This is a genomic window from Micrococcus endophyticus (genome assembly GCF_014205115.1).
Taxonomy (GTDB): Bacteria; Actinomycetota; Actinomycetes; order Actinomycetales; family Micrococcaceae; genus Micrococcus; species Micrococcus endophyticus.
Window position 1 is genome coordinate 2312013 of record NZ_JACHMW010000001.1, and the last position, 21908, is coordinate 2333920.

The following is a 21908-nucleotide window of genomic DNA, read 5'->3' on the forward strand; positions in this document are numbered from 1 at the left end:
GTGAGCACCCCGCCCTCTCCACCCCACGGTGAACCCGATGAGACCATGGTCTCCGACGCATGGACAGTTCTCTCGAATGTCAACGAATGGGTGAAGCACGCGGAGACCAAACTCGGCGTCGTGTTGGCCTTCCTCGGTGTACTCGCGGCGGGGCTCATTACCCTGGCCATCGAGGTAGGTCGGCCCTCACTCGTTATGGCGATCTTGGAATGGATCGCTGGAGGGTTGCTGCTTTTGGGCATGGGGTGCGCTTCGAAGGGCCTCCTGCCGCAGTTCGTCCATGAGTCCGACGAGACCAAGATGAACCCTCTCTACTACGGTGACGTACGTCGTCACTTCGCGGCCGAGCCGGCGAAGTATGCCGCGCATTTGAGGTCGGCTCTTTCGGGTCCACAGGTGATGACCGATCACGTGGCACATCAGATCGTGGCGAACTCCAAGGTGGCGGTGCGCAAGTACACGTGGGCTAACCGAGCTATCCTCATCGGCTACCTCTCCTTGTTGACAACGGGGGCGCTTGTGCTCGGGCTCGTCCTGGGCTGGTAGCCCAAGAGTGTCCGGGTGGCTCCGTAGCCTGGGTCCCATGAGTGATAAACCGGCATTTCTGACCTCCCTCCTCGATGATCTAGGCGAGGAGGTGAACACCGTGCTGAACAACTCCGACATCCCAGTGGTGGACAAGGACGGCACATTCGACGCCAAGGACATCCCCTCGTCATCTAGCACCACCTGGATCAAATTGCCAGAAGTCGTGGCTGTGGTCTGCGACCTGAAGGGGTCCACCCACCTCGGGACAGGGAAGCATGACAAGTCGACTGCCCGCATCTATAAGGCCAGCGTCGAGGGCGCTGTGCGCATTTTCCACGAGTTCGACGCGAACTTCATCGACATACAAGGAGACGGCGGCTTCGGCCTGTTTTGGGGCGACAAGGCTTACGAGCGAGCCCTATGTGCAGGGGTCACTATCAAGACGTTCAGCGAGGACCTCGTGGCGCAGCTGGAGAAGCGGTGGCCAGATGCGCCGGAGACGGGATACAAGGTGGGCATCCACGCCGCGCGCACATTGGTCAAGCGCATCGGCACCCGGCGTGTGGTCTCGGAGCAAGAAGCTGTCTGGGCAGGCAGGCCAGTCAACTACGCGGCCAAGTGCGCGCAGGCCGCAGAACGCCACCAGATGGTCGTGACGCAGCAGGTGTGGGACAAGTTCAAGAAGAACGACTACATCGCCTTCAGCTGCGACTGCAAGAACGGGCCGTCAGCAAACCTGTGGATGGACATCACCGTTGAGCGGCTGCCCGAAAACGATCAGGCTGGCGTTGTCCTGGGCTCAGGATGGTGTGGAAAGTGCGGCCCAATGTTCTGTGACGCGATCATGGCGGGTGAGACGAAGAGAGAGATCCCCATCAACATCCGCAACACAATTTCCCGCATGGCGATGGAGAAGGCGTTGGAAGCCAAGCGTGGCAGAGACCGCATGCGCAAAGCCCAAAGTGCCTTCCGGCGGTAGCGATTGGCGGGCGCCGACACCCCTTCCATAGTGCGGGCGTATCGGGCGAAATCGACCACCTCGCGGGACGCCCTCGTACCCGCCCACGTAGTGTTCCCGGTGAGACCGGGGGTGCCGCCCTCGCACGGTCGGTCTTTCTCGTGGAGATCTTCCCGGTCGCCTATCTGTCCTGAGCGTCGACGCGTCAGCCGCGTCGGAGGGGCGGCGGCGCACCCACCCCCGTCAGCTCTCCGCCTGCCCCTGACGCCAGTACCCCATGAAGGAGACGTGCGCCTTGGGGACGCCGCCGGCGCCCACGCTCAGCCGCCGCAGGGCGCGCACCATCGCGGACTCCCCGGCGAGGAACACGTAGGCCTCGGGCCGTTCGTCCTCGGCGAGGGCGGCCACGGTCCACTCGCGGTCCGCGGATTCGGCGGGCGGGGCGACGGGCCCGCCGGCGTCGTCGGGGTCCACGCCCAGCAGTGCGGCGAGGCGGGCGTGCGCCCAGGATCCCGACGGCGCCCCCGGCGCCCGGCGGCCCACGTGCAGGCGGACGCGGCCCCGGTCCGCCAGCTCGGTGACCTGCCGCCAGTCCCACGGCTCGGGGACGGCGAGGCGCTCGGCGATCAGGTCGGCGACCTGCCCGTCGTGGGGCAGCTCGAGCACGAGGTCCGCGACGCCGTCGAACCCGCCGAACGGGTCGGCCAGCTCCTCGGCCACGGAGACGAGCGCGGGCACGGCGGTCTCGTCGCCCACGGCGAGCACCCGCCGCGCGCCGGTCTGCCGCCAGGCGGACCACGCCGGGGCCTTGGCGCTCGGCACGAGGACGTTCACGGCGTCCCCGGCCTGCACGGCGCGCGCCCAGCGCAGGCCCGGCCCCTGGTGCGGGTCCGCGGGATCGTCGGCGTCGCCGTGCAGCACCACGTCCACGGTCAGGGACGGCACCGGCCGGCCGTCCAGCCGCACCGGCCCCGCCGACCGCACCGTATAGGTGCGCATCCAGCCGCGCTCGGCCTCGGGGATCGCCAGGAAGCCGGCGCGGAACCCCGCGGACAGGTCCGGGTCGGCGGAGACCCCGCCCGGCGGCGGGATCAGCACCTTCACGTACGCATCCCGGCGCGGCCGCGAGCCCCGGTACAGGGCGTGCAGGTCCGCCGTGCCGGGCGGCAGCAGCCCCATGAGGTCCGGGCTGGCCCGCTCCAGATCCGGCCCGGCCAGCACGATCCGCCGGAAGCCGCGGCACGGCTGCTCCACGGACACCACGCGCGTGTGCGCCACGAACATGCCCTCGCTCATCGGGTCTCCTGGGTCGTCGGGGAGGGGTGGGAGGCGCCGCGGTCCGCCGCGCCCCGCGGGAGCACCACGGGGTGCCCGAGCAGCGGGTCCGGCCGAACGTCCGCGTCGAGGTCGAACACCTCGGCGAGCACGGCGGGGGTCAGCACCTCGGCGGGCGTGCCGGCGGCCGCCACCCGCCCGTCCCGCAGCGCGACGAGCCGGTCCGCCACCCGCGCGGCGAGGCTCAGCTCGTGGAGCACGGCCACCACCGTCACGGGCTCCTCGTCCCCGTCCGGGCGGGTGAGCCCGCGCACCAGGTCCAACACCTCCACCTGGTGGGCCAGGTCCAGGTAGCTGGTGGGCTCGTCCAGCAGCAGCACGGGGGTGCGCTGCGCGAGCACGAGCGCCAGCCACGCGCGCTGGCGCTGGCCGCCGGAGAGCTCGGCCACCTCGCGGTCGGCGAGCTCCTCGAGGTCCGTGTGCCGCAGCGCCCGGGCGACCGCCGCGTCGTCGTCGGCCCCGGCCGCGCCGAACAGCCCGCGGTGCGGGTGCCGGCCCCGCTGGACGAGCTGGGCCACGGTCATGCCCTCGGGGGCCACGGGGTGCTGGGGGAGCAGGGCCACCGTGCGGGCGTACTCCCGCGCGGAGTAGGCGCCCAGGTCCCGGCCGAGCACCTCGGCGGACCCGCCGCGCAGGGGCAGCTGCCGGGTGAGGCCGCGCAGCAGGGTCGACTTGCCGCAGCCGTTCGCCCCGATCAGCGCGGTCACGCGGCCGGCGGGCACGTCGAGGTCCACGGGCCCCACCGTGTCCGGGGTGTCCGGGCGGCCGTAGCCGAGCCGGACGCCGCGCAGGCGCAGGGCCGGATCCGGGGCGGGGCCCGTGGCCGGGTCCGCCCCGGGGCGCTCTGCGGGCGCCGCGGCGGGATGCGGGGGAGTCATTTCAGGCCGTCCTCTCGCCGCGCCGGCCGGCGCGGATCAGCAGGGTCATCATGAGCGGGGCGCCGGCGGCCCCGGTGAGCACGCCCGTGGGCAGGCGGGTGCCGTCGGCGAGCAGGGCCACGGCCTCCGCCGCGAGCAGGTCCGCCGCGAGCACGAGCACCGCGCCGGCCAGGGCCGCCGCCGCCAGGGAGGGCCGTCCTCCGGCCAGGCCGCGGGCCAGCGGGGTGGCCAGCAGCGCCACGAAGGCCAGCGGCCCGACGGCGGCCGTGGCGGCCGCCGCGAGCACCGCGCCCAGCAGCAGGGCGGCGGGGCGCGTGCGCCGCGGCCGCGCGCCAAGGGCGTGGGCGAGGTCCTCGCCCGTGTCCGCGGGCTCGAGCCGCCCGTGCAGCCAGGCAGCGAGCGGCAGGGCGAGGGCCACGGCGGCGGCCAGCAGTCCGATCCGCCCCCACGTGACGCCCGTCAGCGAGCCGGACACCCAGAGGGCGGCGGCCTGGAGGTCGTGCTCGGCGAGGGTCACCATGGTCCCCGCCACCACGGCCTGGGCGCCCGCGGCGACGGCGATGCCCGCCACCACGAACCGCTCCCCGCCCGTGCCCCGCGCGGCCAGGAGCACGGCGAGGGCCGCGATCAGGCCGCCGGCCAGGGCGGCGGCCGCGCGCGCCGCGTCCGTGGTGCCGCCCGTGCCGGTGGCGGCGGCCTGCCAGAGCACCGCGCCGGCGGCCGCCCCGGAGGTCACGCCGAGGACGTCCGGGGAGGCCAGCGGATTGCCCAGGCCCCGCCGGTAGAGGGCCCCGGCCGCCCCCAGCGCCGCCCCGGCCAGCACGGCCGCCGCGGCGCGGGGCAGCTTCTCCTCCGTCACGATGAAAGAGGCGCCCGGGATCGTGGTCCCGGTCAGGATCCGCACGAGGTCCGGGACGGCCACCATGTACGCGCCCCACGTGAGGCGCAGCAGCACGAGGGCCAGCACCGCCGCCGTGAGGACGGCCAGGGCGGTGCCGACGCGTCGGGCGTCGCGGCGCCGGGCAGCGCGCACGCGCGCCACGGCGTGCTCGAAGGTCGCGCTCCCGCGGCCGCTCATGCCGCCACCCCCCGGCGGCGCAGGAGGGCGAGGAGCACGGGGACGCCGAGCACCGCCGTCGTGACGCCGAGGTGGACCTCGGCCGGCGCGATCACCAGGCGGCCGAGCGTGTCCGCCACGAGGACCAGGACCGCGCCCCACAGGGCGCAGGCGAGCACGAGGGTGCGCGCGTCCGGCGGGCGCAGCCGACGCACCGCGTGCGGGATCACGAGCCCGAGGAAGCCCACGGTGCCGGCCAGCGCCACGGCCGCGGCGGTGAGCACGACCGCGGCGGCCAGCAGCAGCGCCCGCACGCGCTCGGGCCGGGCCCCCAGGCCGTGGGCCAGGTCCGTGCCCAGGGCGAGGGCGTCCATGCCGGGGCCGAGCACCACGACGGCGGCCACCGCGGCCAGCACCACCGGGGCCAGCCACAGGGCGTCGCCGAGGTCCGCCCGGGCCACGGAGCCCACGGTCCACAGCCGCAGGCGGTCCCGCACGGCCGGGTGCAGGACCACGAGGGCGGAGGTGACCGCCGTCGCCCCGGCGGTGGTGGCAGCCCCGGCCAGCACGAGCGAGAGCGGCGACGGCGGACCGGGCAGGCCGCTCACGCGCGCGGCCCCCGCCGCCACCGCGGTGACGAGCGCCGCCGCGGCGAGGGTGCCGAGGATCGCGAGGGCCATGACGGCCGGCAGCGAGCCGGCCACCCCGAGGGCGATCCCCAGTGCGAACGCCAGCACGGCGCCCGCCGTGAGGCCGAGCAGCCCCGGGTCGCCGAGGGGGTTGCGGGTGGCGCCCTGCAGCGCCGCGCCGGCCACGGCCAGCCCGGCCCCCACGAGGATCGCCGCGAGGGTGCGCGGCACCCGCGAGAGCACCGCCGCCCCGTCCATGCCGGTCACGGCGGCGGGCCCGTGGAGGGCGGCCTCGGTGAGGGCGCGCACGGCCGCGTCCACCGGGACGGGCCGGGCGCCCAGGGCCAGCGAGGCCAGGGCGGCGAGCACGGCCAGGACGGCCGGCGCGATCAGGAGCAGGGCGCGGGGCACGGGTCAGCCGCGCGAGCGGGCCGCGGCCTCGGCGATCGGCGGGACGATGCGCTCGAGCGCGAACGGGATGGACAGCGGGGAGATGGCCGAGACGGAGAGGACCTCCTGCTGGTCCACCTGCAGCACGAGCCCGTCCTTCTGCACGGCGGGCAGGGCGCTGAGCAGCGGGTCCGCCTCGATGGCCTCGGCCACGGAGTCGTCCAACGCCCAGGAGACGAGCACGTCCGACTCGAGCTCGTCCGCGCGCTCCGGGGACCACGTGAAGAAGAACGCCTGGTCCTGCGGGGAGTTCGCCGTGACGACGGGCGCCTGCTTCATGCCGAGCGACTCGAGGAAGCGCGGGCGGTTGTCCACGAGGGTGTAGACGCTGATCTGGTCCGCGGCGGTGGGGTCCACGGTGCCGTAGACGAAGGTGGCGTCCTTGAGGCCGGATGCTTCTGCGCGGCCGCGGCGATCCGGCCCTCCACGTCCTCGACGAGCGCTTCGGCCTCGGCGTCCTTGCCGAGGGCCTGGCCGATCATCCGGGTGCTCTGCTGCCACGGCGTGCCGAAGGCGGGCACGTCCTCGGGGTAGGCGACGACGGGCGCGATCTTGGAGAGGCGGTCGTAGTCCTCGCGGGTCAGCCCCGAGTAGGCCGCCAGGATCACGTCCGGGCGGACGGAGGCGACGGCCTCGGCGTCGATGCCCGCGGCCTCCGACCAGGTGACGGGGCGCTCCGCGCCCTCGACCTTCTCCAGGGCGGCGTCGAACCAGTCCGTGGACTTCTCCGCGTTCCCGCCGAACTCGACCGCGGCCATGCCCACGGGGACGACGCCGAGGGCGAGCGCCACGTCCTGGTTCACCCAGGAGACCGTGGCCACGCGGGTGGGCGCGGCGGGGATCTCGGTGGTGCCGTAGACGTGCTCGATCGTGCGGGGGAACGCGGCCGCGTCGCCCGAGGCGGAGGGGGAGCCGTCGGCGGCGGACGACGAGGACGAAGAGCCGCCGCCGGCGGGGCCGGTGGAGCAGGCCGCGAGCAGCAGGGCGAGGCCGGTGCCGCCGGCGGCCAGGACGGAGCGGCGGGGCAGGGAGGACGGTGCCATGGGGAGTGGCCTTTCGGGCGGGGACGCGGAGGGCGTCCGGCTCGGGGAGCCGCCGGCGGGGATTAGGTCATGCCAGCGTAAGGTAACCCGGGAAGGTTAGGCGAACCTCAGTGTCTGACGCAAGGCGGGGCCGAGGACCGCCCCAGCGCCGCCCGCCGTCGTCGTGCCGCCCCGCGCGGCGGGATACCGTGGTCCCCGTGAGCGAGACCCCCACCCCCTCCCCGCGCCGTGACGGCGCCGCCCGCGGCGCGGACCACCACGCCCGCGTGTCCACGATGTTCGACGCCGTCGCCGAGCGCTACGACCTCATGAACACGGTGATGACCTGGGGCCAGGAGCCGCGCCTCGTGCGGCACGCCGTGGCCCGCGCCAACGTCCCCGCGCACGGCCGCGTCCTGGACCTGGCCACCGGCACCGGCGACCTCGCCTTCGAGGTCCTGAGGCAGCACCCGGACGCCACCGTCGTCGGCGCCGACATCTCCGCCGAGATGATGGAGGTCGGCCGGAAGCGCGAGGGCGGGGACCGCGTCGAGTGGGTCGTGGCCGACGCCCAGGACCTGCCGTTCGAGGACGCGTCCTTCGACTCGGTCACCCACGGCTACCTGCTGCGCAACGTGGCGGACATCCCCGCCGCGCTCGCGGAGCAGTTCCGCGTGCTGCGCCCCGGCGGCTGGATGGCCGCCCTGGAGACCTCCCCGCCGCCGGCGAACTTCATCCGGCCCTTCTCCACCTTCTACATGCACCAGGTCATGCCGCGGCTCGCCCGCGTCATCACCGACAAGCCCGAGGCCTATGAGTACCTCTCCTCCTCCACCAAGGCGTTCCACGCCCCCGAGGAGATCGCGGACATGCTCGCCGACGCCGGCTTCGTGAACATCGGCCACGAGACCCACATGTTCGGCACGCTGGCCACGCACTGGGCCATGAAGCCGGTCGCCTGAGCCTGCCCGGACGCCCCGCAGCCCGCCCGGACGCCCCACAGACCGCCCCTGACGCTCATCGCAGACAGCCTGGGACCACACCTGTGCCCCGCGTAGGATTGACCTGCATCGGCGGGGGTCGCGCGAGCGCCCCCGGTCTCGGCCGGCGCCCGCCCGTCATCCCCCCGCAGCGGCGCCGCCGGCCCGGCACGAGGCGCCCATCCCCCCGCCGTGTGCCGTCCGAGTGAGCATCGACCGTTTCCCGAACGTGAGGAATCCCGTGAGCCGCATCCAGAGCACCACCAGCCCGTCGTCCATGGCGGAGCTGAAGAAGGTCCTGCCCGAGCTGTCCCATCCGGACGGCTCGCCGGTGCGCGTGCTCGTGGTGGACGACGAGCCGATGATCGCGGACCTGCTGTCCATGGGCCTGTCCCTGTGCGGCTGGGACGTGGTGGTGGCGCACGACGGCGCCTCCGCCGTCGAGCAGGGCACCGCCCGCCGCCCCGACCTCGCGATCCTGGACGTCATGCTCCCGGACATGGACGGCCTCGAGGTCCTGGAGCGCCTGCGCGCCCACTGGCCGGAGGTGCCGGCGATGTTCCTCACCGCGAAGGACGCCACCGAGGACCGCGTGGCCGGCCTCGCCTCCGGCGGCGACGACTACGTCACCAAGCCCTTCTCCATGGAGGAGGTGCTGATCCGCGCCCACCGCCTCGTCCAGCGCTCCGGCGTGGTCAGCGGCGGCTCCGAGGTGCTCGTGGTCGGCGACCTGGTGATGAACACCCGCACCCACGAGGTCACTCGCGGCGGCCAGGTCATCGACCTCACCGCCACCCAGTACAACCTCCTGAAGTTCCTCATGGCCAACGTCCGCACGGTGCTGTCCAAGGAGCGCATCCTGCAGGAGGTCTGGGGCTACGACTTCGGCGGACGGGCCAACATCGTGGAGCTCTACATCTCCTACCTGCGCAAGAAGATCGACGCGGACCGGGATCCCATGATCCACACCATCCGCGGCGCCGGGTATGTCATCCGCCCCGCCTGACCCGGCGGACGCCTCCTCCGGCCGGGGCGGCCCCCGGCCCCGCCGGCAGTCCTCCCTGGCCCGGCGCACCGGCGCCGGCGTCGTGGTGATCCTCCTGATCACGCTCACCGCCTTCGCGCTGTTTGCCGGCCACACCACCCGGGCGCTCACCGCCGAGTCCGCCTCGCGGAACACGACGGCGGCCTGGAGCCGTGCTGCGGAGCAGCTCGCCTCCCTGGAGGCGGGCACCGCCTTCGACGCCGGCGCCACCGCCGGCGAGCCCCACGTGCCGGGCACGCTCGGCCAGCGCGAGGGGACGGTGGTGGCCCTCGTCTCGCCGGCGGACCTGGAGGATCACCAGGCCGGCACGCTCCGTGGCCACCGGGTCGGCAGGGCCGGCGAATCCGTGCCCCTGGACGCGCGGCAGTCCCACGAGATCATCCACGCGATCCGGGGCGAGCCGATCGGGGCGCCCGTGGACGCGGAGGTGTCCGGCGAGGGCTACCGGTTCAAGGCCCTGCCCATGACGTCGCCGGGGCCCTGGGTGGGGGCGGACCAGCTCCTCGTGGTGGGCGTGCCCACGGGCGCGCTGACGGAGATCTCCCGCCGCGGCCTGCTGATGGTGGTCCTCGGGCTGTCCCTCACCGTCGTCGTCACCGCGCTGGCCGTCTTCCTGTGGCTGCGCCGCGGGCTCGCCCCCCTGGGCGAGGTGGCGGCCATGGCCGAGCGGGTGGCGGGGATGGACCTCGCCCACACCGGCATCGACCGCCGGCAGACGCGCATGCCGAAGCGGCTCCTGCAGGGCCCGGACGAGGTGGTCATGGTGGCCGAGGCGATGGACCGGTTCACGGGCGCCGTGGAGGACGCGCTGGAGGAGCGGCGTCGCCAGGAGCAGCAGCTGCGGTCGTTCATCGCGGACGCCTCCCACGAGCTGCGGACCCCGCTGGCCTCGGTGCGCGGCTACGCCGAGATGATCGCCATGACGGAGGACCTCTCGGAGACGGGGCGGCGCTCCCTGGACCGGGTGCTGCACCAGGCCGGCCGGATGTCCGCGCTCGTGGACGACATGCTCCTCCTCGAGCGCCTCGAGTCGGTCTCCCGCGGCCGCGCCGTGGGCCTGGCGCCCTCCGGGGAGGTCCCGGCCGCGGACCCGGTGGACCTGCCCGAGGTGCTGCTCGAGGCCGTGGTGGACGCGCGCGCGGCCTGGCCGGACCACCAGTGGGTGCTGGACCTGCCGGAGACACTCGGCGAGGAGGGCCAGGGGTGCGTCACCGGCGACCCGGCTCAGCTCGCCCGGCTGGTGGGCAACCTGCTCTCCAACGGGGCCAAGCACACGCCCGCGGGCACCACGGTCACCGCCTCCCTGCGGATCGGCCGCCCGCTCCCGCACCAGGTGGTGGTCAGCGTCCACGACGACGGCGGCGGCATCCCCGCCGAGCAGCGTGAGCGGCTCTTCGAGCGGTTCGAGCGTGGGGCGAGCGCGGGCGGCCCGGGGCGGGAGCCGTCCACGGGCCTGGGCCTGGCGATCGTCCGCTCGATCGCCCGCAGCCACGGTGGCGAGGCCTCGGTGGTGTCCGAGGCCGGGTGGACGCGCTTCGACGTCGTGTTGCCGTGCGCCCGCTGGACCGCGCGGGCCCAGGCCGAGGCCGCGGGGCGCGGCGGGCCCGAGGCCCCCGAGGGGACCGGCGCCCCCCGGGAATAGCGCCCCGCCGCGCGTCGTTGTTTCAAACATGAACAAAGATGCCCAGCCCAGCACCGAGCTGCTCTCCTCCATCCCCGAGGGCCACGTGGAGTTCGGCCTCCACACCTTCGGCGACGTCACCCTGGACGCCGAGGGCCGCCGCCTGAGCCACCCCGAGGTGCTGCGCGACGTCGTCGCCGAGGGCGTCCTCGCGGACCAGGCGGGCGTGGACGTGATCGGCATCGGTGAGCACCACCGGCCGGACTACGCCGTGTCCAACCCGGAGATGGTCCTCGCCGCGATCGGCGCCCGGACCGAGCGGATCAAGCTCATCTCCGCCGTCACCGTGCTCTCCTCGGACGACCCGGTGCGCGTCTACCAGGCCTTCGCCACCCTCGACGGCGTCACGGGCGGCCGCGCCGAGGTCTCGCTGGGCCGCGGCTCGTTCATCGAGTCCTTCCCCCTGTTCGGCCACGACCTCAAGGACTACGAGCGCCTCTACGAGGAGAAGCTCGACCTGTTCATGAAGCTGCGCACCGAGGAGCCCGTCTCCTGGACCGGCACCGTCCGCGCGCCGCTGGAGCGCCAGTCCGTGTTCCCGACGACGGCCCACGAGCACGGCCTGCCCGCCTGGGTGGCCGTGGGCGGCTCCCCGCAGTCCGTGGTCCGCGCCGCCTCGCACGGCGCCGGGCTCGAGCTCGCCATCATCGGCGGCGCCCCGCGCCGCTTCGCCCCCTACGCCGACCTGTTCCGCCGCGAGGTCGCCGAGCGCGGGCTCGAGCCCCGCCGCGTGGCCGTCCACGTGCACGGCTTCGTGGCGGACACGGACGAGGAGGCCATGGAGCTCTACTACCCGCACTGGGAGGCAGCGTTCACCAAGCTCGCGCGCGAGCGCGGCGGCCCCCTGCCCACCCCGGAGCAGTTCCGCCAGGAGGCCGTGCACGGCGCCCAGCACATCGGCTCCCCGGAGACCGTGGCGCGGCGCGTGGCGGACACCGTGCGGGCGATCGGCGCCAGCCGCTTCGGCCTGAAGTACAGCAACGCCACGCTGCCGCACGGGCCCATGATGCGCAGCATCGAGCTCTACGGCTCCCGCGTGATCCCGCTGGTGCGGGACATGCTCTCCGAGGGCTGAGGCCCCGACGACGGCGCGGCCGACGGCGTCGCCGCAAGCAGCAGGTGCACACCGAGCCCGTGCGCCGCGACACGCACACCACCCACACCGCCGGCGCGCACCGTGACCACGACGTGCACCGCACGGATGCCCCCGCGCCGCCGTCGCTGACGGCGCGACCCCGCGGCCCCCACCCTCGAGGCGGGGGCCGCGCCGTGTCCGGGGGTCCGGGGGCCGTCCGGGGCTCAGTCGGCGGCGTCGGCCACCGACGGCGCGGCGCGCAGCACCGCGTCCGTGAGCCGGTCCAGCGCGGCCGTCCCCGCGGACCAGCGCTGCCAGTGCAGGGTCAGGTCCACGGTCCCGAGCGAGGGCACCGGCTCGAGGTCCGGGTGCCGGCCCTCGAGGACGCCGGGCGGGAGCTGGGCCGAGGGCAGCATGCCCCAGCCCAGCCCCAGCTCGACGGCGCGCAGGTAGGACTGCACCGAGGGCACGAGGTGGTGCGGCGGGTCGAAGGCGGCGCGGCCCCGGGCGGCGCGGCGCAGCACCGTGCGCTGCAGGCCGTCGCGGAGGCCGTAGTCCACCCGGGGCAGGGCGGCGAGGTCGAGCCGGCCGCGCTCGTCCCGGTGCATCTCCAGCAGGAAGGACGCGCACACCGCGTGGTAGCGCATCGTGCCCAGCGGGGTGGAGGTGCAGCCGGACACGGGCGTCGGGTCGTCCGTGACGGCGGCGACCACGGTGCCGTCCCGCAGCAGGGCCGCGGTGTGCTCCTGGTCCTCGGTGCGCAGCTGCAGGACGACGTCGTCCCACGTCGCCGCCTCGCGCAGCACCGGGTCCCACCACGTGTCCAGGGAGTCGGCGTTGATCGCCACGCGCACCGGGACGCGGCCGCCGTCGCCCCGGCCGAGCGAGGCGAGGGCCTCCTCCTCGAGGGCGAGGGTCTGCCGGGCCAGGCGGAGCATGCGCTCCCCGGCGGGGGTCGGGCGCACGGGCACGGTGCGGGCCAGGAGCACCTGGCCCACCTGCCGCTCGAGGGCCTTGACGCGCTGGGAGAAGGCCGAGCCGGAGATCCGCAGGGCGTCCGCCGCGGCGTCGAAGGTGCCGTGGTCCACGGCGGAGACGAGGGCGCGCAGGTGGTCCGAGTTCACGCCGTCCAGGGTAGTCCGGGATGATGAAGGATCCCTTCAGATCCTGAAGGACATCGCGATGGTGCGGACCTGCCAACGGTTCCTATCCTCTCCCGGTGACCATCTTCGCCACCGGCTTCCTGACCTACCTCGCCCTCATCGTCGCGATCGGCGCCCAGACGCTGTTCCTGCTGCGCCAGATCGTCCGCCGCGACCGCGTGTGGACGGTCCTGATCGTGTGCTTCGTGGGCGACGTGGCCCTGCTCGCCCTCGGCGCCGCGGGGATCGGCATGGTGGCCGAACGGTGGCCGTGGCTCGTCACCGCCCTCACCGTGGCCGGCGTGGTCTACCTCGCGTGGTTCGCCGCGGGCGCGCTGCGCTCGGCCGTGCGCGGGCAGCGCACGCTCGCCGCGGCCGCCGAGGCCGAGGGCCCCGCGGTCGGCCTCACCGACGGCGAGATCGCCGCGCTCACCGGCGAGCTGCCCCTGATCGACCCGGCCACCGGCCGCCTCTCCGCCGACTTCACCGGGCGCACCGCCGAGGGCCGCGCAGTGCCGGTGGGGGCCGGCGTCGGGACGGGGCATGGCCATGACCCCCTCGGAGACGAGTCCCGCACAGTCGGGGGTATACCCGTGGGTAACCCCCGACTGTGCGGGACTCGTCCGGGGGAGCGGGGTGCTGACGGCAGGTCCGGCGGCGTGGCCGTGAAGCAGCGGGTGCAGCCGCGCCGCGTGGTGCTGAGCGCCCCGCAGACGCCGCTGCCGCGGATCGTGCTGCTCGCCCTGTCCGTCTCCTTCTTCAACCCCCACGCGATCCTGGACACCGTGGTGATGATGGGCACCTTCGCCCAGACCTACGGCCCCGGGAAGTGGGTGTACGTGGGCGGCGCCGTGGCGGCCTCGCTCGTGTGGTTCACCGTGCTCGGCTGGGGCGGCACCCGGCTCGCGCCGTACATGAACACGCCGCGCACCTGGCGGATCGTGGACGCCGCCGTGGGCGTGCTCATGCTGGTGATCGCCGCCAAGGTTGGACTCACGCTCCTCTGAGCCGGACGGGAGAGGATGGAGCCATGAGTCCTTCCCCGTCCGGCTCCGTCCCCTCCTCGTCCTCCGTCTCCGCCGAGTCCCGTGGGATGGGTGCCGCCGCGCCCGGCCAGGCCGCCGTCCCCGGTGAGACCGGCGCCGCTGCGGCGGCCGAGACCATCCGCGTGTCCGCCGTCGTGCTGGCCCGCCCGGACCGTCGCGTGCTCACCGTCCGCAAGGCCGGCACCACCATGTTCATGTTCCCCGGCGGCAAGCACCTGCCAGGCGAGGACCCGCTGGACACCGCCGTCCGCGAGGTGGCCGAGGAGACCGGGCTGCGCCTGCGCCCCGACGAGCTCACCCGCCTGGGCGCGTGGGACACCGACGCCGCCAACGAGCCCGGCGCCGCCCTCCACTCCGAGGTGTTCGCGCTGTGGCGGCCCGTCGCCCGGCACGAGACGCCTGCGCCCACCGACGAGATCGTCGAGCTGCACTGGATGGACCCCGCCGCTCCGGCCGCGCCCGCCGGCCACCAGGTGGCCCCGCTGCTGGTGGCGGTGCTGGCCGCCGTCGCGAAGAACCCGCCGTTCTGAGGCCCCACCCCACCGAGCTGTCCTGCATTCGGCCGTCATGGCGCCCGGAACGGCCCGCTTTCCGGCCCTGTGCAGGACAGCTCGAGGTGTCCGCCGCGGCCACTAGCCTGGACCGGTGACATCCCTGGTGCGCATCCTGCGCTTCGCCCCCCAGCTCAACCGCCTCTATCTGGGCATCGCCGTCAGCTCCGTGCTGGCCGCCGTGCTCACCCTGGCCACCCCGTTCCTGATCGGCGCGGCCACGGACCGCATCGTCGCCGCGATCGCGGGGGAGACGACGGTGGAGGACGCCGTCGTCGCGGTGACGTGGCTGGCGGTGGCGTTCCTCGCCGTCGAGGTGACCACCACCCTCGTGGTGAGCGTGGGCGGCTACTGGGGCGACGTCATGGCCGCGCGCATGCGCACCATCCTCTCCACCCGGTACTTCGACCAGCTGCTGCACCTGCCGCAGCGGTACTTCGACACCGCCATCACCGGGCGCGTCACCAACCGCCTCAACCGCACGATCAACGAGCTCACGCAGTTCCTGCAGTTCTTCGCGAACAACGCGTTCACCATGCTCATCACCACGACGGCGGTGCTCGTCATCACCGCCTTCTACTGGTGGCCGCTCGCGATCCTGCTCGCGATCGTGTTCCCCGTGTACATGTGGCTCACGGCCAAGACCTCCGCCAAGTGGCAGGTCTGGGAGGGGGAGAAGAACATCGAGGTGGACATGGCCTCCGGGCGGTTCGCCGAGGTGGTCTCCCAGATGTCCGTGGTGCGCGCGTACAACCGGCAGGACCACGAGCTGGCCGGCTTCCGGGAGCGGTTCACGCGGACCGTCGGCATCACCCGGAAGCAGTCCCGGTTCTGGCACGGCATGGACGCGTGGCGCCGGCTCGCCCTGAACGTGGTGTTCGGGGCCATGTACCTGATCGTGTTCGTGCGCACGGCGCAGGGCCTGTTCTCCGTGGGGGACATGGTGATCCTCCTGCAGCTGATGAACATGGCGCGGCAGCCGATCTTCTCCATGAGCTTCCTCGTGGACTCCGCGCAGCGCGCCGTCGCCGGGTCCAAGGACTACTTCGAGGTGCTCGCCGAGGAGCGCGAGCGCGCCGGCGGCGCCGGGCCGCAGGGCCGGGGCGCGGCGGCCGTGGCGGCCGGGCAGCCCAGGGCAGACGACGACGGCGGCACGGACGTCCGCCGGGGCGGCGCGGCGCCGAGCCGGCCCGCTCAGCCGCGTGCCGACGTCGTGCCGGGGGACGGGACCGGGGGCGTGCCCGCCCAGCCGCGTGCCGACGTCGTGCCGGCCGTGCGCTTCGACGAGGTGAGCTTCGCGTACGACCCGGACGCGTCCCGGCCCGTGCTGGACCGAGTGAGCTTCGAGATCCCGCAGGGGCAGCGGGTGGCGCTGGTGGGCGAGTCGGGCGGTGGCAAGTCGACCATCGCGCACCTGCTCATGGGGCTGTACCCGGTCACGGGCGGGCGGATCGAGGTGTTCGGGCAGGACGTGGCCGAGCTGGACCTGGCCGAGCTGCGTGAGCGGATCGCCGCCGTGTTCCAGGAGCCGAGCCTGTTCTCCGGGACGGTGCGCGAGAACATCGCCTACGCGGACCCGGCGGCCTCGGACGAGCGGGTGCGGGCCGCCGCCGAGGCCGCGTACGCGCACCGGTTCGTGGAGGCGTTCGACGACGGCTACGAACAGGTGATCGGCGAGCGCGGGCTGCGGCTCTCCGGCGGCCAGAAGCAGCGGATCGCCGTGGCGCGGGCCGTGCTGAAGGACGCGCCGATCCTCGTGCTGGACGAGGCGACCTCCGCCCTGGACACGAAGTCCGAACGGCTCGTGCAGGCGGCCCTCGAGGACCTCATGGTGGGGCGGTCGAGCCTGATCGTGGCGCACCGGCTGAGTACCATCGCGTCCGTGGACCGGATCGTCACGCTGCGCGGCGGGCGGGTGCAGGAGGTCGGCACGCCGGCCGAGCTCGCCGAGTCCGGCGGCATCTACGCGCAGCTGCTGCGACTGCAGAAGGCCGGCACCAAGGAGGCCCGGAAGATGCTCAAGGAGTACGGCCTCAGCGGGTGACCCCTGCCCTCTCCGCTTCGAGGAGATTCGGGTGACTTGTCGGAGGTGAAAGGGCCGCACACCCCCGAGAAGTCACCCGAATCTGCGCGGGGCGGGTGCGGCTCAGCCCCGGGGCCGCCACACGTGCAGCAGGTACCCGTAGGTCAGCGACGTCGCCTCGGGGTGGGCCGCCAGCCACTCCTCGGCCAGGTCCGCGGGCAACTCGAGCCGCAGGACGGCCTCGAGGTCGGCTCGCGTGTCGAACGTCCACGAGCTCATGACCTCGCGGGTCTCCGCGCCCACGTCGGCCCACCACCGGCGGGCGTACGTGTCCTGCCCCTGGTCCGCAGCGGCGTCGCTGCGGACCAGCAGCTCGGCGAACTCGCCGCGCTCGGTGTCGTTGTCGATCACCACGAGCGCCCCGTCCGGGCGCAGCACCCGGGCGACCTCCTCGAGCCCCGGGCGGACGTCCCACCGCGGGTGCGGGAAGAAGTAGGCGAACCGGGCGTGCACGACGTCGACGCTCGCCTCCGCCAGCGGGATCCGCTCCGCCGACCCACGTCGGACGCGCGCGTCGCCGGGACGGGCCCGGGCGGCGTCGAGGAGACGGGTGTCCGGCTCGACGGCGATCACCTCCGCCGCGTCCGCGTAGCGGGGCAGCCAGAACCCCGTGCCCGCGCCGAGGTCGAGCAGGGTGCGACCCACCCACGGCGCGGCCTCCTGGAGGGCGGCCCAGAGGGTGCCCTCGCGGTCGAGGGCGGCGTTCTCGACCTCGTACACGGCCGGGTCCCCGCCCTGGTTGGAGGCGGGGACGAAGTCGGGGAGCTCGGGCGTGGCGGTCATCCCCGGGAGTCTGCCATCCGGGCGCCGTCCCCACGCGGAGATTCGGGCGACTTGTCGGGGGTGGAAGCGCCTTCCACCCCCGACAAGTCACCCGAAACGCCACGGGCCGTGGGGTCAGCTCAGCTCGGCTCAGCCGCGCTGCAGCGCCTGGCGCCAGGTCAGCGCCTTGCCGGTGCGCAGGATGGAGCGCTCATAGATGGCGGCGGCCAGCCAGATGGCCAGGGCGGTCGAGACCACGAGGATGCCCAAGGCCAGGACGTGCTCCCACATCTGCCCCTGCTGGAGGTAGATGCGCAGCGGCACGGCCACCGGCGCGGAGAACGGGATGAAGCTCATGAGCCGCAGGGCGTCGGGGTTGTCGTTGAAGAAGATCACCCCGAAGTACGGGAGCATGATCATCAGCATCACCGGCATGGACGTGGAGCCGATGTCCTCCTGCCGGGAGACCATGGACGCCGCCGCCGCGTACAGCGCCGCGATCATCACGAAACCGATGCTGAACAACAGCACGAACCACAGGATCGGCACGCCGAGCCCGTCCAGGGGCAGCACGTCGCCGTTGATCTGCAGCCCCAGCAGCAGCGCGCCGGCGATCAGCGCGACCTGCAGGATCGCCATCGCCGCGTTGCCGAGCACCTTGCCGGCCATCATGGCGCGGGCGGGCACCGCGGCGAGCAGGATCTCCACGATCCGCGACTGCTTTTCCTCGATCACGGACACGGCGATCTGCTGGCCGAACGTGAGCGCGGCCATGAAGAACACCAGCCCGAAGCCGAAGGCGATGAAGTACCGCAGCATCGGGTTCGGCGCGCTCGGGTCCAGCAGCTCGACGGCGGGGCTCACCGACAGCGCCTGCACGAGAGACGTGGGCACGTCCGTCATGGCGAGCACCTCGAGCCCGCCCGGGGCGTCGGCGCTGGGCAGCACGGCGGCCTCCACGTCCCCGCGCTCGACGGCGGCCCGCGCCTCCTCGGCCGAGCCGAGGGTCCGCGCGTCGTAGTCCTCGCCGAGGGCGGCGACGGCGGGCGCGGTCTGCTCGACGACGCCCACCGACGTGCCGTCCCCGGCGAACAGGTCACCCAGGCGGGGCACGAGCAGGGTCGCGGCCAGGGCGGCGGCGACCAGGAGCAGCGTGGTGATGATGAACGGCTTGGAGGTGCCCTTCACCTTCATCTCGCGGGCGGCCACCGTGCCGACGGCGGTCCAGAACGGGGTGCGGCGCGGCTCAGTGCGGCGCGGCTCCGGTCGGCCCGGCCCGGCGGTGCCCGGGGCGACGGCGGCGCCCCCGGGCCGGCTGTCGGCAGTGGTGGGGTGCGTGGATGCGGTGCTCATCGGGTGACCTCCGTGAAGATCTCGTGCAGGGAGCGGGTGACGGGACCGAAGCGGTGCACCGGCCCGCGGGCGGCGGCGTCGGCGAGGACGCGCTGGGCGGCCTGGGGGGTGTCGGCGCGGAAGCGGGCGCGTCCGCCGTCGAAGTGGAGGACCTCGATCCCGGGCAGGCCGCGCACCCAGCCGGTGTCGGCGTCGGCGTGCAGCTCCCACTCCGGTTCGGCGTGGGCGGCGAGCAGCTCGTCCCGGGTGCCGGAGGCGCGGACGCGGCCGCCGGCGAGGATGACGAGCTCGTCGCAGAGGCGCTCGACGAGGTCCAGCTGGTGCGAGGAGAACAGCACGGGGACGCCGGTGTCCGCGGTCTCGCGGAGCACCTGGAGGGTGGTCTCCACGGCGTTCGGGTCGAGGCCGGAGAATGGCTCGTCGAGGACGAGGGCCACGGGGTCGTGGACGAGGGCGGCGGCGATCTGCGCGCGCTGCTGGTTGCCGAGGGAGAGCTCCTCGAGGCGGCTGCCGGCGCGGTCCCCGAGGTTCAGCCGCTCGAGCAGCTCCAGGGCGCGGGCCTTCGCGTCGGCCCCGCGCATGTGGTGCAGCCGGCCGAGGTAGACGAGCTGGTCCAGCACGCTCATCTTCGGGTAGAGGCCGCGCTCCTCCGGCATGTAGCCGATGCCCGCGCGGTAGTCGCGGGTGATGGGGGCGCCGTCCACCTCGATGCGGCCGGAGTCGGCGTCCAGGACCCCGAGCAGGATGCGCATGGTGGTGGTCTTGCCGGCCCCGTTGCCGCCCACGAAGCCGGTCATCAGGCCCGGACGGATGCTGAAGGTCAGGTCCTGCAGCACGGGGGTGGACCCGAAGGACTTGCTCACCTCGTTCACTGTGATCATGGCCTCAGCCTAGGAATCGGCCCGGGCGGGGCGCCTCCACCGTGCGGGGGAGATCCACGGCTCCGCCCGGGGGAGGAGGGGGTGCCGAGACCTGGCGTTTGGGGCGACTTGTCGGGGGTCCGGGGCGCTTTCACCCCCGACAAGTCACCCCAATCTCCTGGGGGCTGGGGGCTGGGGGTGGGGGTGGGGTTGGAGGAGGCGCCCGGGCTCAGCCGGCCACGCCGTGCTCGAACGCCCAGATCACCGCGTGCACCCGGTCCCGGGCGCCGAGCTTCATCAGCACGTTGGACACGTGGGTCTTCACGGTCGACTCGCCCACGAACAGCTGCCCCGCGATCTCCCCGTTGGAGAGCCCGCGCGCCATCAGCGTGAGGATCTCCGCCTCGCGGCCGGTCAGCCCCGCCTTCCCGACGGCGTCGCTCGCCTCCGCCTCCCCGGGCGCGGCGCCGTCGTCCCGGGTCTGCCCGCCGTCGGCCGGGCCGTCCGCGCCCTCCGGCGCGGCCGGGGCCATCCGCCGCAGCACGCGCCGGGTGACCTGGGGGTCGAGGAGGGCGTCGCCGCGGCCGAGGACGCGGACGGCGTCGATGAGGTGCTCGGCCTCCGCGGACTTGAGCAGGAAGCCCGAGGCGCCGGCCTCGAGGGTCTCGAAGAGGAAGTCGTCCCGGTCGAAGGTGGTGAGGATGAGGACGGCGGCCCGTGTGCCGGCCTCGGCCAGGGCGCGCGTGGCCTCGATGCCGTCCATGTGCGGCATCTGCACGTCCATGCAGATCACGTCCGGGTCTAGGGCGGCGGCGCGCTCGAGGCATTCGGCGCCGTCGCCGGCCTCGCCGACCACCTCGATGTCGTCCTGGCTCTGCAGGATGGCGGCGAAGCCGAACCGGATCAGCGGCTGGTCGTCCACCAGGAGCACGCGGGTGGTCATCGGGTCGCCTCCGTGGTCGGGTCCGGCATGGTCTCGGGCTGCACGGTCTCGTCCGGCGCGGGTGCAGGCTCATCCGGCGCATCCCACGCGGCGTCCTCGCCCGGCTCCGGCAGCGTGGGCACGCTCGCGCGCACGAGCCAGCCGCCGCCGGGCTTCGGGCCGCACCGCACGGTGCCGCCCACCGAGGCCATCCGCTCCGCCATGCCGACCAGCCCCAGCCCGGTCCCGGCCGGGACGGCGCCGCCGGCGCCCCCGGGAGACCGCTCGGAGCCGGCCTCGGCGTCGGGACGGGCCCGGCCGTCGTCGCTGACCTCCAGCTCGACGCGCTCCGGCTCGGTCCGTAGCCGCACCTCGACGGCGGCGCGCGGACCCGCGTGCCGGCGCGCGTTGGTCAGGCTCTCCTGCGCCACGCGGTACAGGGCGAGCTCGGCGGGCGCGCCCAGCCGCGGCTCGGGCCCGACGCGGGTGAGGCGGGCGTCGGTGCCGAGGCGCACGGCCTGGGCCACGAGGTCCTCGAGGTCGGCCAGCCGCGGCAGGGAGTCGGGGGCGGCGTCGGCGTCGCGGAGGGTGTGCACCATGGTCTTCAGCTCGGCCACGGCCTCGCGCGCCGAGGACTCGATGCCGCGCAGGTGCCCGGCCGCGGCCTCCGGGTCGCGGTCCAGGGTGAGGCGGGCCGCGCCGGCCTGCACGCCCATGGCGGTCACGTGGTGGGCGACGACGTCGTGCAGCTCCCGGGCGATCCGCAGCCGCTCGAGGCTCACCTCCTGGGCCGCGATGCGGGCCTGCTGGGCGCGGATCTCCGCGTGCGCGGCCTCGAGCCGCTGCCGCCGGATCGCCTCGCGCCAGGCGCGGTCGCCGAAGATCCACGCGCCGGAGAAGTAGGCGAGGTTCACCAGGAACTGGATGGCCGCGACCGCCGCGTACGCGTTGACGCCGCGCTCGCCGACCTCGGGGTCCGTGAACCCGTCCACGGTGACCCAGCCGAGCCACACGGCCATGGCCGCGGCGACGGCGGTCCGGGACCACAGCGCCCGGCGCCGGTCCGGGCACCACGCGCCCACCGAATAGAACCCGAGGAAGAGCACCACCTGGGAGGCGTACAGCTCGATCCCCACCCACGAGGCGAGCGCGATGTACAGCACCGAGATGGTCAGCATGACGGTCACGGGGAAGCGGCGGCGCCAGGCCAGCGGGAGCGCGAGGACGGCCGCGCCGAGGGCCACCCAGCCGACGCCGTGCCTCCACGGCATCTCGCTGATGAAGTCCGAGAGGTAGGCCAGCTCGACGCCGGCCACGGCGAGGACGGCGGCCGTGATCGCGTCCGCGCGTCGCCAGCCGGGGCCCAGGGCGCGGGCGTGAGGGGCGGGCGCGGGGGTGCCGGCCGTCGCGACAGGCGCGGGGGACGCGGGTGCGGGGGCGGACATGCGCCTCACCCTAGCGAGGGGGTCGGACGGGGCGCCTCCCCCGCGAGGAGGAGACGGGATGGCGGGAACGAGAAGGCGGGGCGCGAGATTCGGGTGACGTGTCGGG

19 protein-coding genes and 1 pseudogene are annotated in these 21908 nt (G+C 74.2%); 9 read left to right on the forward strand and 11 right to left on the reverse strand.

The genetic code is table 11. The features are described from left to right. Positions 1–546: a Pycsar system effector family protein gene (locus tag HDA33_RS13045; RefSeq protein WP_184173140.1), complete on the forward strand. Its 546-nt coding sequence runs from the start codon at positions 1–3 to the stop codon at positions 544–546. A 37-nt stretch (positions 547–583) separates the two neighbouring features. Continuing rightward, entirely contained in the window at positions 584–1507 is a 924-nt protein-coding gene (locus HDA33_RS10670; RefSeq protein ID WP_184173142.1) for a hypothetical protein, read from the forward strand. 222 nt (positions 1508–1729) lie between these two features. Here the strand turns inward: HDA33_RS10670 and HDA33_RS10675 are convergent, their stop codons facing one another. The 5 genes and pseudogenes from HDA33_RS10675 to HDA33_RS10695 all read right to left on the reverse strand — a co-directional run bounded on the left by HDA33_RS10675 (position 1730) and on the right by HDA33_RS10695 (position 6878). Then, positions 1730–2782, reverse strand: a complete 1053-nt coding sequence (locus HDA33_RS10675; protein ID WP_184173144.1) for a siderophore-interacting protein — start codon at positions 2780–2782, stop codon at positions 1730–1732. Continuing rightward, positions 2779–3699 carry an ABC transporter ATP-binding protein gene (locus HDA33_RS10680; protein ID WP_221432995.1) on the reverse strand — a complete coding sequence of 307 codons (921 nt, stop codon included), beginning with the start codon at positions 3697–3699 and terminating at the stop codon, positions 2779–2781. The genes HDA33_RS10675 and HDA33_RS10680 overlap by 4 nt, the downstream gene beginning before the upstream one ends. A gap of 1 nt (position 3700) precedes the next feature. After that, positions 3701–4777: an iron chelate uptake ABC transporter family permease subunit gene (locus tag HDA33_RS10685; RefSeq protein ID WP_184173146.1), complete on the reverse strand. Its 1077-nt coding sequence runs from the start codon at positions 4775–4777 to the stop codon at positions 3701–3703. Beyond that, positions 4774–5796 (reverse strand): FecCD family ABC transporter permease, encoded by a 1023-nt coding sequence (locus HDA33_RS10690; RefSeq protein WP_338104342.1) that lies wholly within the window; start codon positions 5794–5796, stop codon positions 4774–4776. The genes HDA33_RS10685 and HDA33_RS10690 overlap by 4 nt, the downstream gene beginning before the upstream one ends. Before the next feature lie 3 nt (positions 5797–5799). Further along, positions 5800–6878 (reverse strand): annotated as a pseudogene (locus HDA33_RS10695) (iron-siderophore ABC transporter substrate-binding protein). Between the two features lie 197 nt (positions 6879–7075). Between HDA33_RS10695 and HDA33_RS10700 the strand changes: the two are divergent. From HDA33_RS10700 to HDA33_RS10715, 4 genes are all read left to right on the forward strand, one after another. Continuing rightward, positions 7076–7819, forward strand: coding sequence for a ubiquinone/menaquinone biosynthesis methyltransferase (locus HDA33_RS10700; RefSeq protein ID WP_184173148.1), 744 nt, complete (start codon positions 7076–7078; stop codon positions 7817–7819). Positions 7820–8114: 295 nt separating this feature from the next. Then, positions 8115–8843 (forward strand): response regulator transcription factor, encoded by a 729-nt coding sequence (locus HDA33_RS10705; RefSeq protein ID WP_026106846.1) that lies wholly within the window; start codon positions 8115–8117, stop codon positions 8841–8843. Next, a complete protein-coding gene (locus HDA33_RS10710) occupies positions 8824–10524 on the forward strand; it encodes a sensor histidine kinase (protein WP_221432996.1) in 1701 nt (566 codons plus the stop codon). Before HDA33_RS10705 ends, HDA33_RS10710 begins: the two co-directional genes overlap by 20 nt. A gap of 28 nt (positions 10525–10552) precedes the next feature. After that, entirely contained in the window at positions 10553–11638 is a 1086-nt protein-coding gene (locus tag HDA33_RS10715; protein ID WP_158493846.1) for an Atu2307/SP_0267 family LLM class monooxygenase, read from the forward strand. Between the two features lie 224 nt (positions 11639–11862). Here HDA33_RS10715 and HDA33_RS10720 read toward each other — a convergent pair whose 3' ends face one another. Beyond that, positions 11863–12762: an ArgP/LysG family DNA-binding transcriptional regulator gene (locus HDA33_RS10720; RefSeq protein ID WP_184173150.1), complete on the reverse strand. Its 900-nt coding sequence runs from the start codon at positions 12760–12762 to the stop codon at positions 11863–11865. A gap of 95 nt (positions 12763–12857) precedes the next feature. Here HDA33_RS10720 and HDA33_RS10725 point away from each other — a divergent pair, with 95 nt between their 5' ends. From HDA33_RS10725 to HDA33_RS10735, 3 genes are all read left to right on the forward strand, one after another. Continuing rightward, positions 12858–13787: a LysE family transporter gene (locus HDA33_RS10725; protein ID WP_184173152.1), complete on the forward strand. Its 930-nt coding sequence runs from the start codon at positions 12858–12860 to the stop codon at positions 13785–13787. Between the two features lie 23 nt (positions 13788–13810). Further along, complete coding sequence (locus HDA33_RS10730; RefSeq protein ID WP_246416944.1) at positions 13811–14356, forward strand: NUDIX hydrolase; 546 nt, start codon at positions 13811–13813, stop codon at positions 14354–14356. A gap of 115 nt (positions 14357–14471) precedes the next feature. Next, positions 14472–16421: an ABC transporter transmembrane domain-containing protein gene (locus tag HDA33_RS10735; RefSeq protein ID WP_184173154.1), complete on the forward strand. Its 1950-nt coding sequence runs from the start codon at positions 14472–14474 to the stop codon at positions 16419–16421. A 102-nt stretch (positions 16422–16523) separates the two neighbouring features. Here HDA33_RS10735 and HDA33_RS10740 read toward each other — a convergent pair whose 3' ends face one another. The 5 genes from HDA33_RS10740 to HDA33_RS10760 form a co-directional block, all read right to left on the reverse strand. Next, complete coding sequence (locus tag HDA33_RS10740; protein ID WP_184173157.1) at positions 16524–17243, reverse strand: class I SAM-dependent methyltransferase; 720 nt, start codon at positions 17241–17243, stop codon at positions 16524–16526. Positions 17244–17372: 129 nt separating this feature from the next. After that, positions 17373–18575 (reverse strand): ABC transporter permease, encoded by a 1203-nt coding sequence (locus HDA33_RS10745; protein WP_184173159.1) that lies wholly within the window; start codon positions 18573–18575, stop codon positions 17373–17375. After that, on the reverse strand, positions 18572–19456 hold the full coding sequence (locus HDA33_RS10750) for an ABC transporter ATP-binding protein (protein WP_184173161.1): 885 nt from the start codon (positions 19454–19456) through the stop codon (positions 18572–18574). Before HDA33_RS10750 ends, HDA33_RS10745 begins: the two co-directional genes overlap by 4 nt. A gap of 208 nt (positions 19457–19664) precedes the next feature. Then, positions 19665–20378, reverse strand: coding sequence for a response regulator (locus tag HDA33_RS10755; protein ID WP_184173163.1), 714 nt, complete (start codon positions 20376–20378; stop codon positions 19665–19667). Then, positions 20375–21802 carry a sensor histidine kinase gene (locus HDA33_RS10760; protein WP_184173165.1) on the reverse strand — a complete coding sequence of 476 codons (1428 nt, stop codon included), beginning with the start codon at positions 21800–21802 and terminating at the stop codon, positions 20375–20377. Before HDA33_RS10760 ends, HDA33_RS10755 begins: the two co-directional genes overlap by 4 nt. Positions 21803–21908 lie beyond the last annotated feature (106 nt).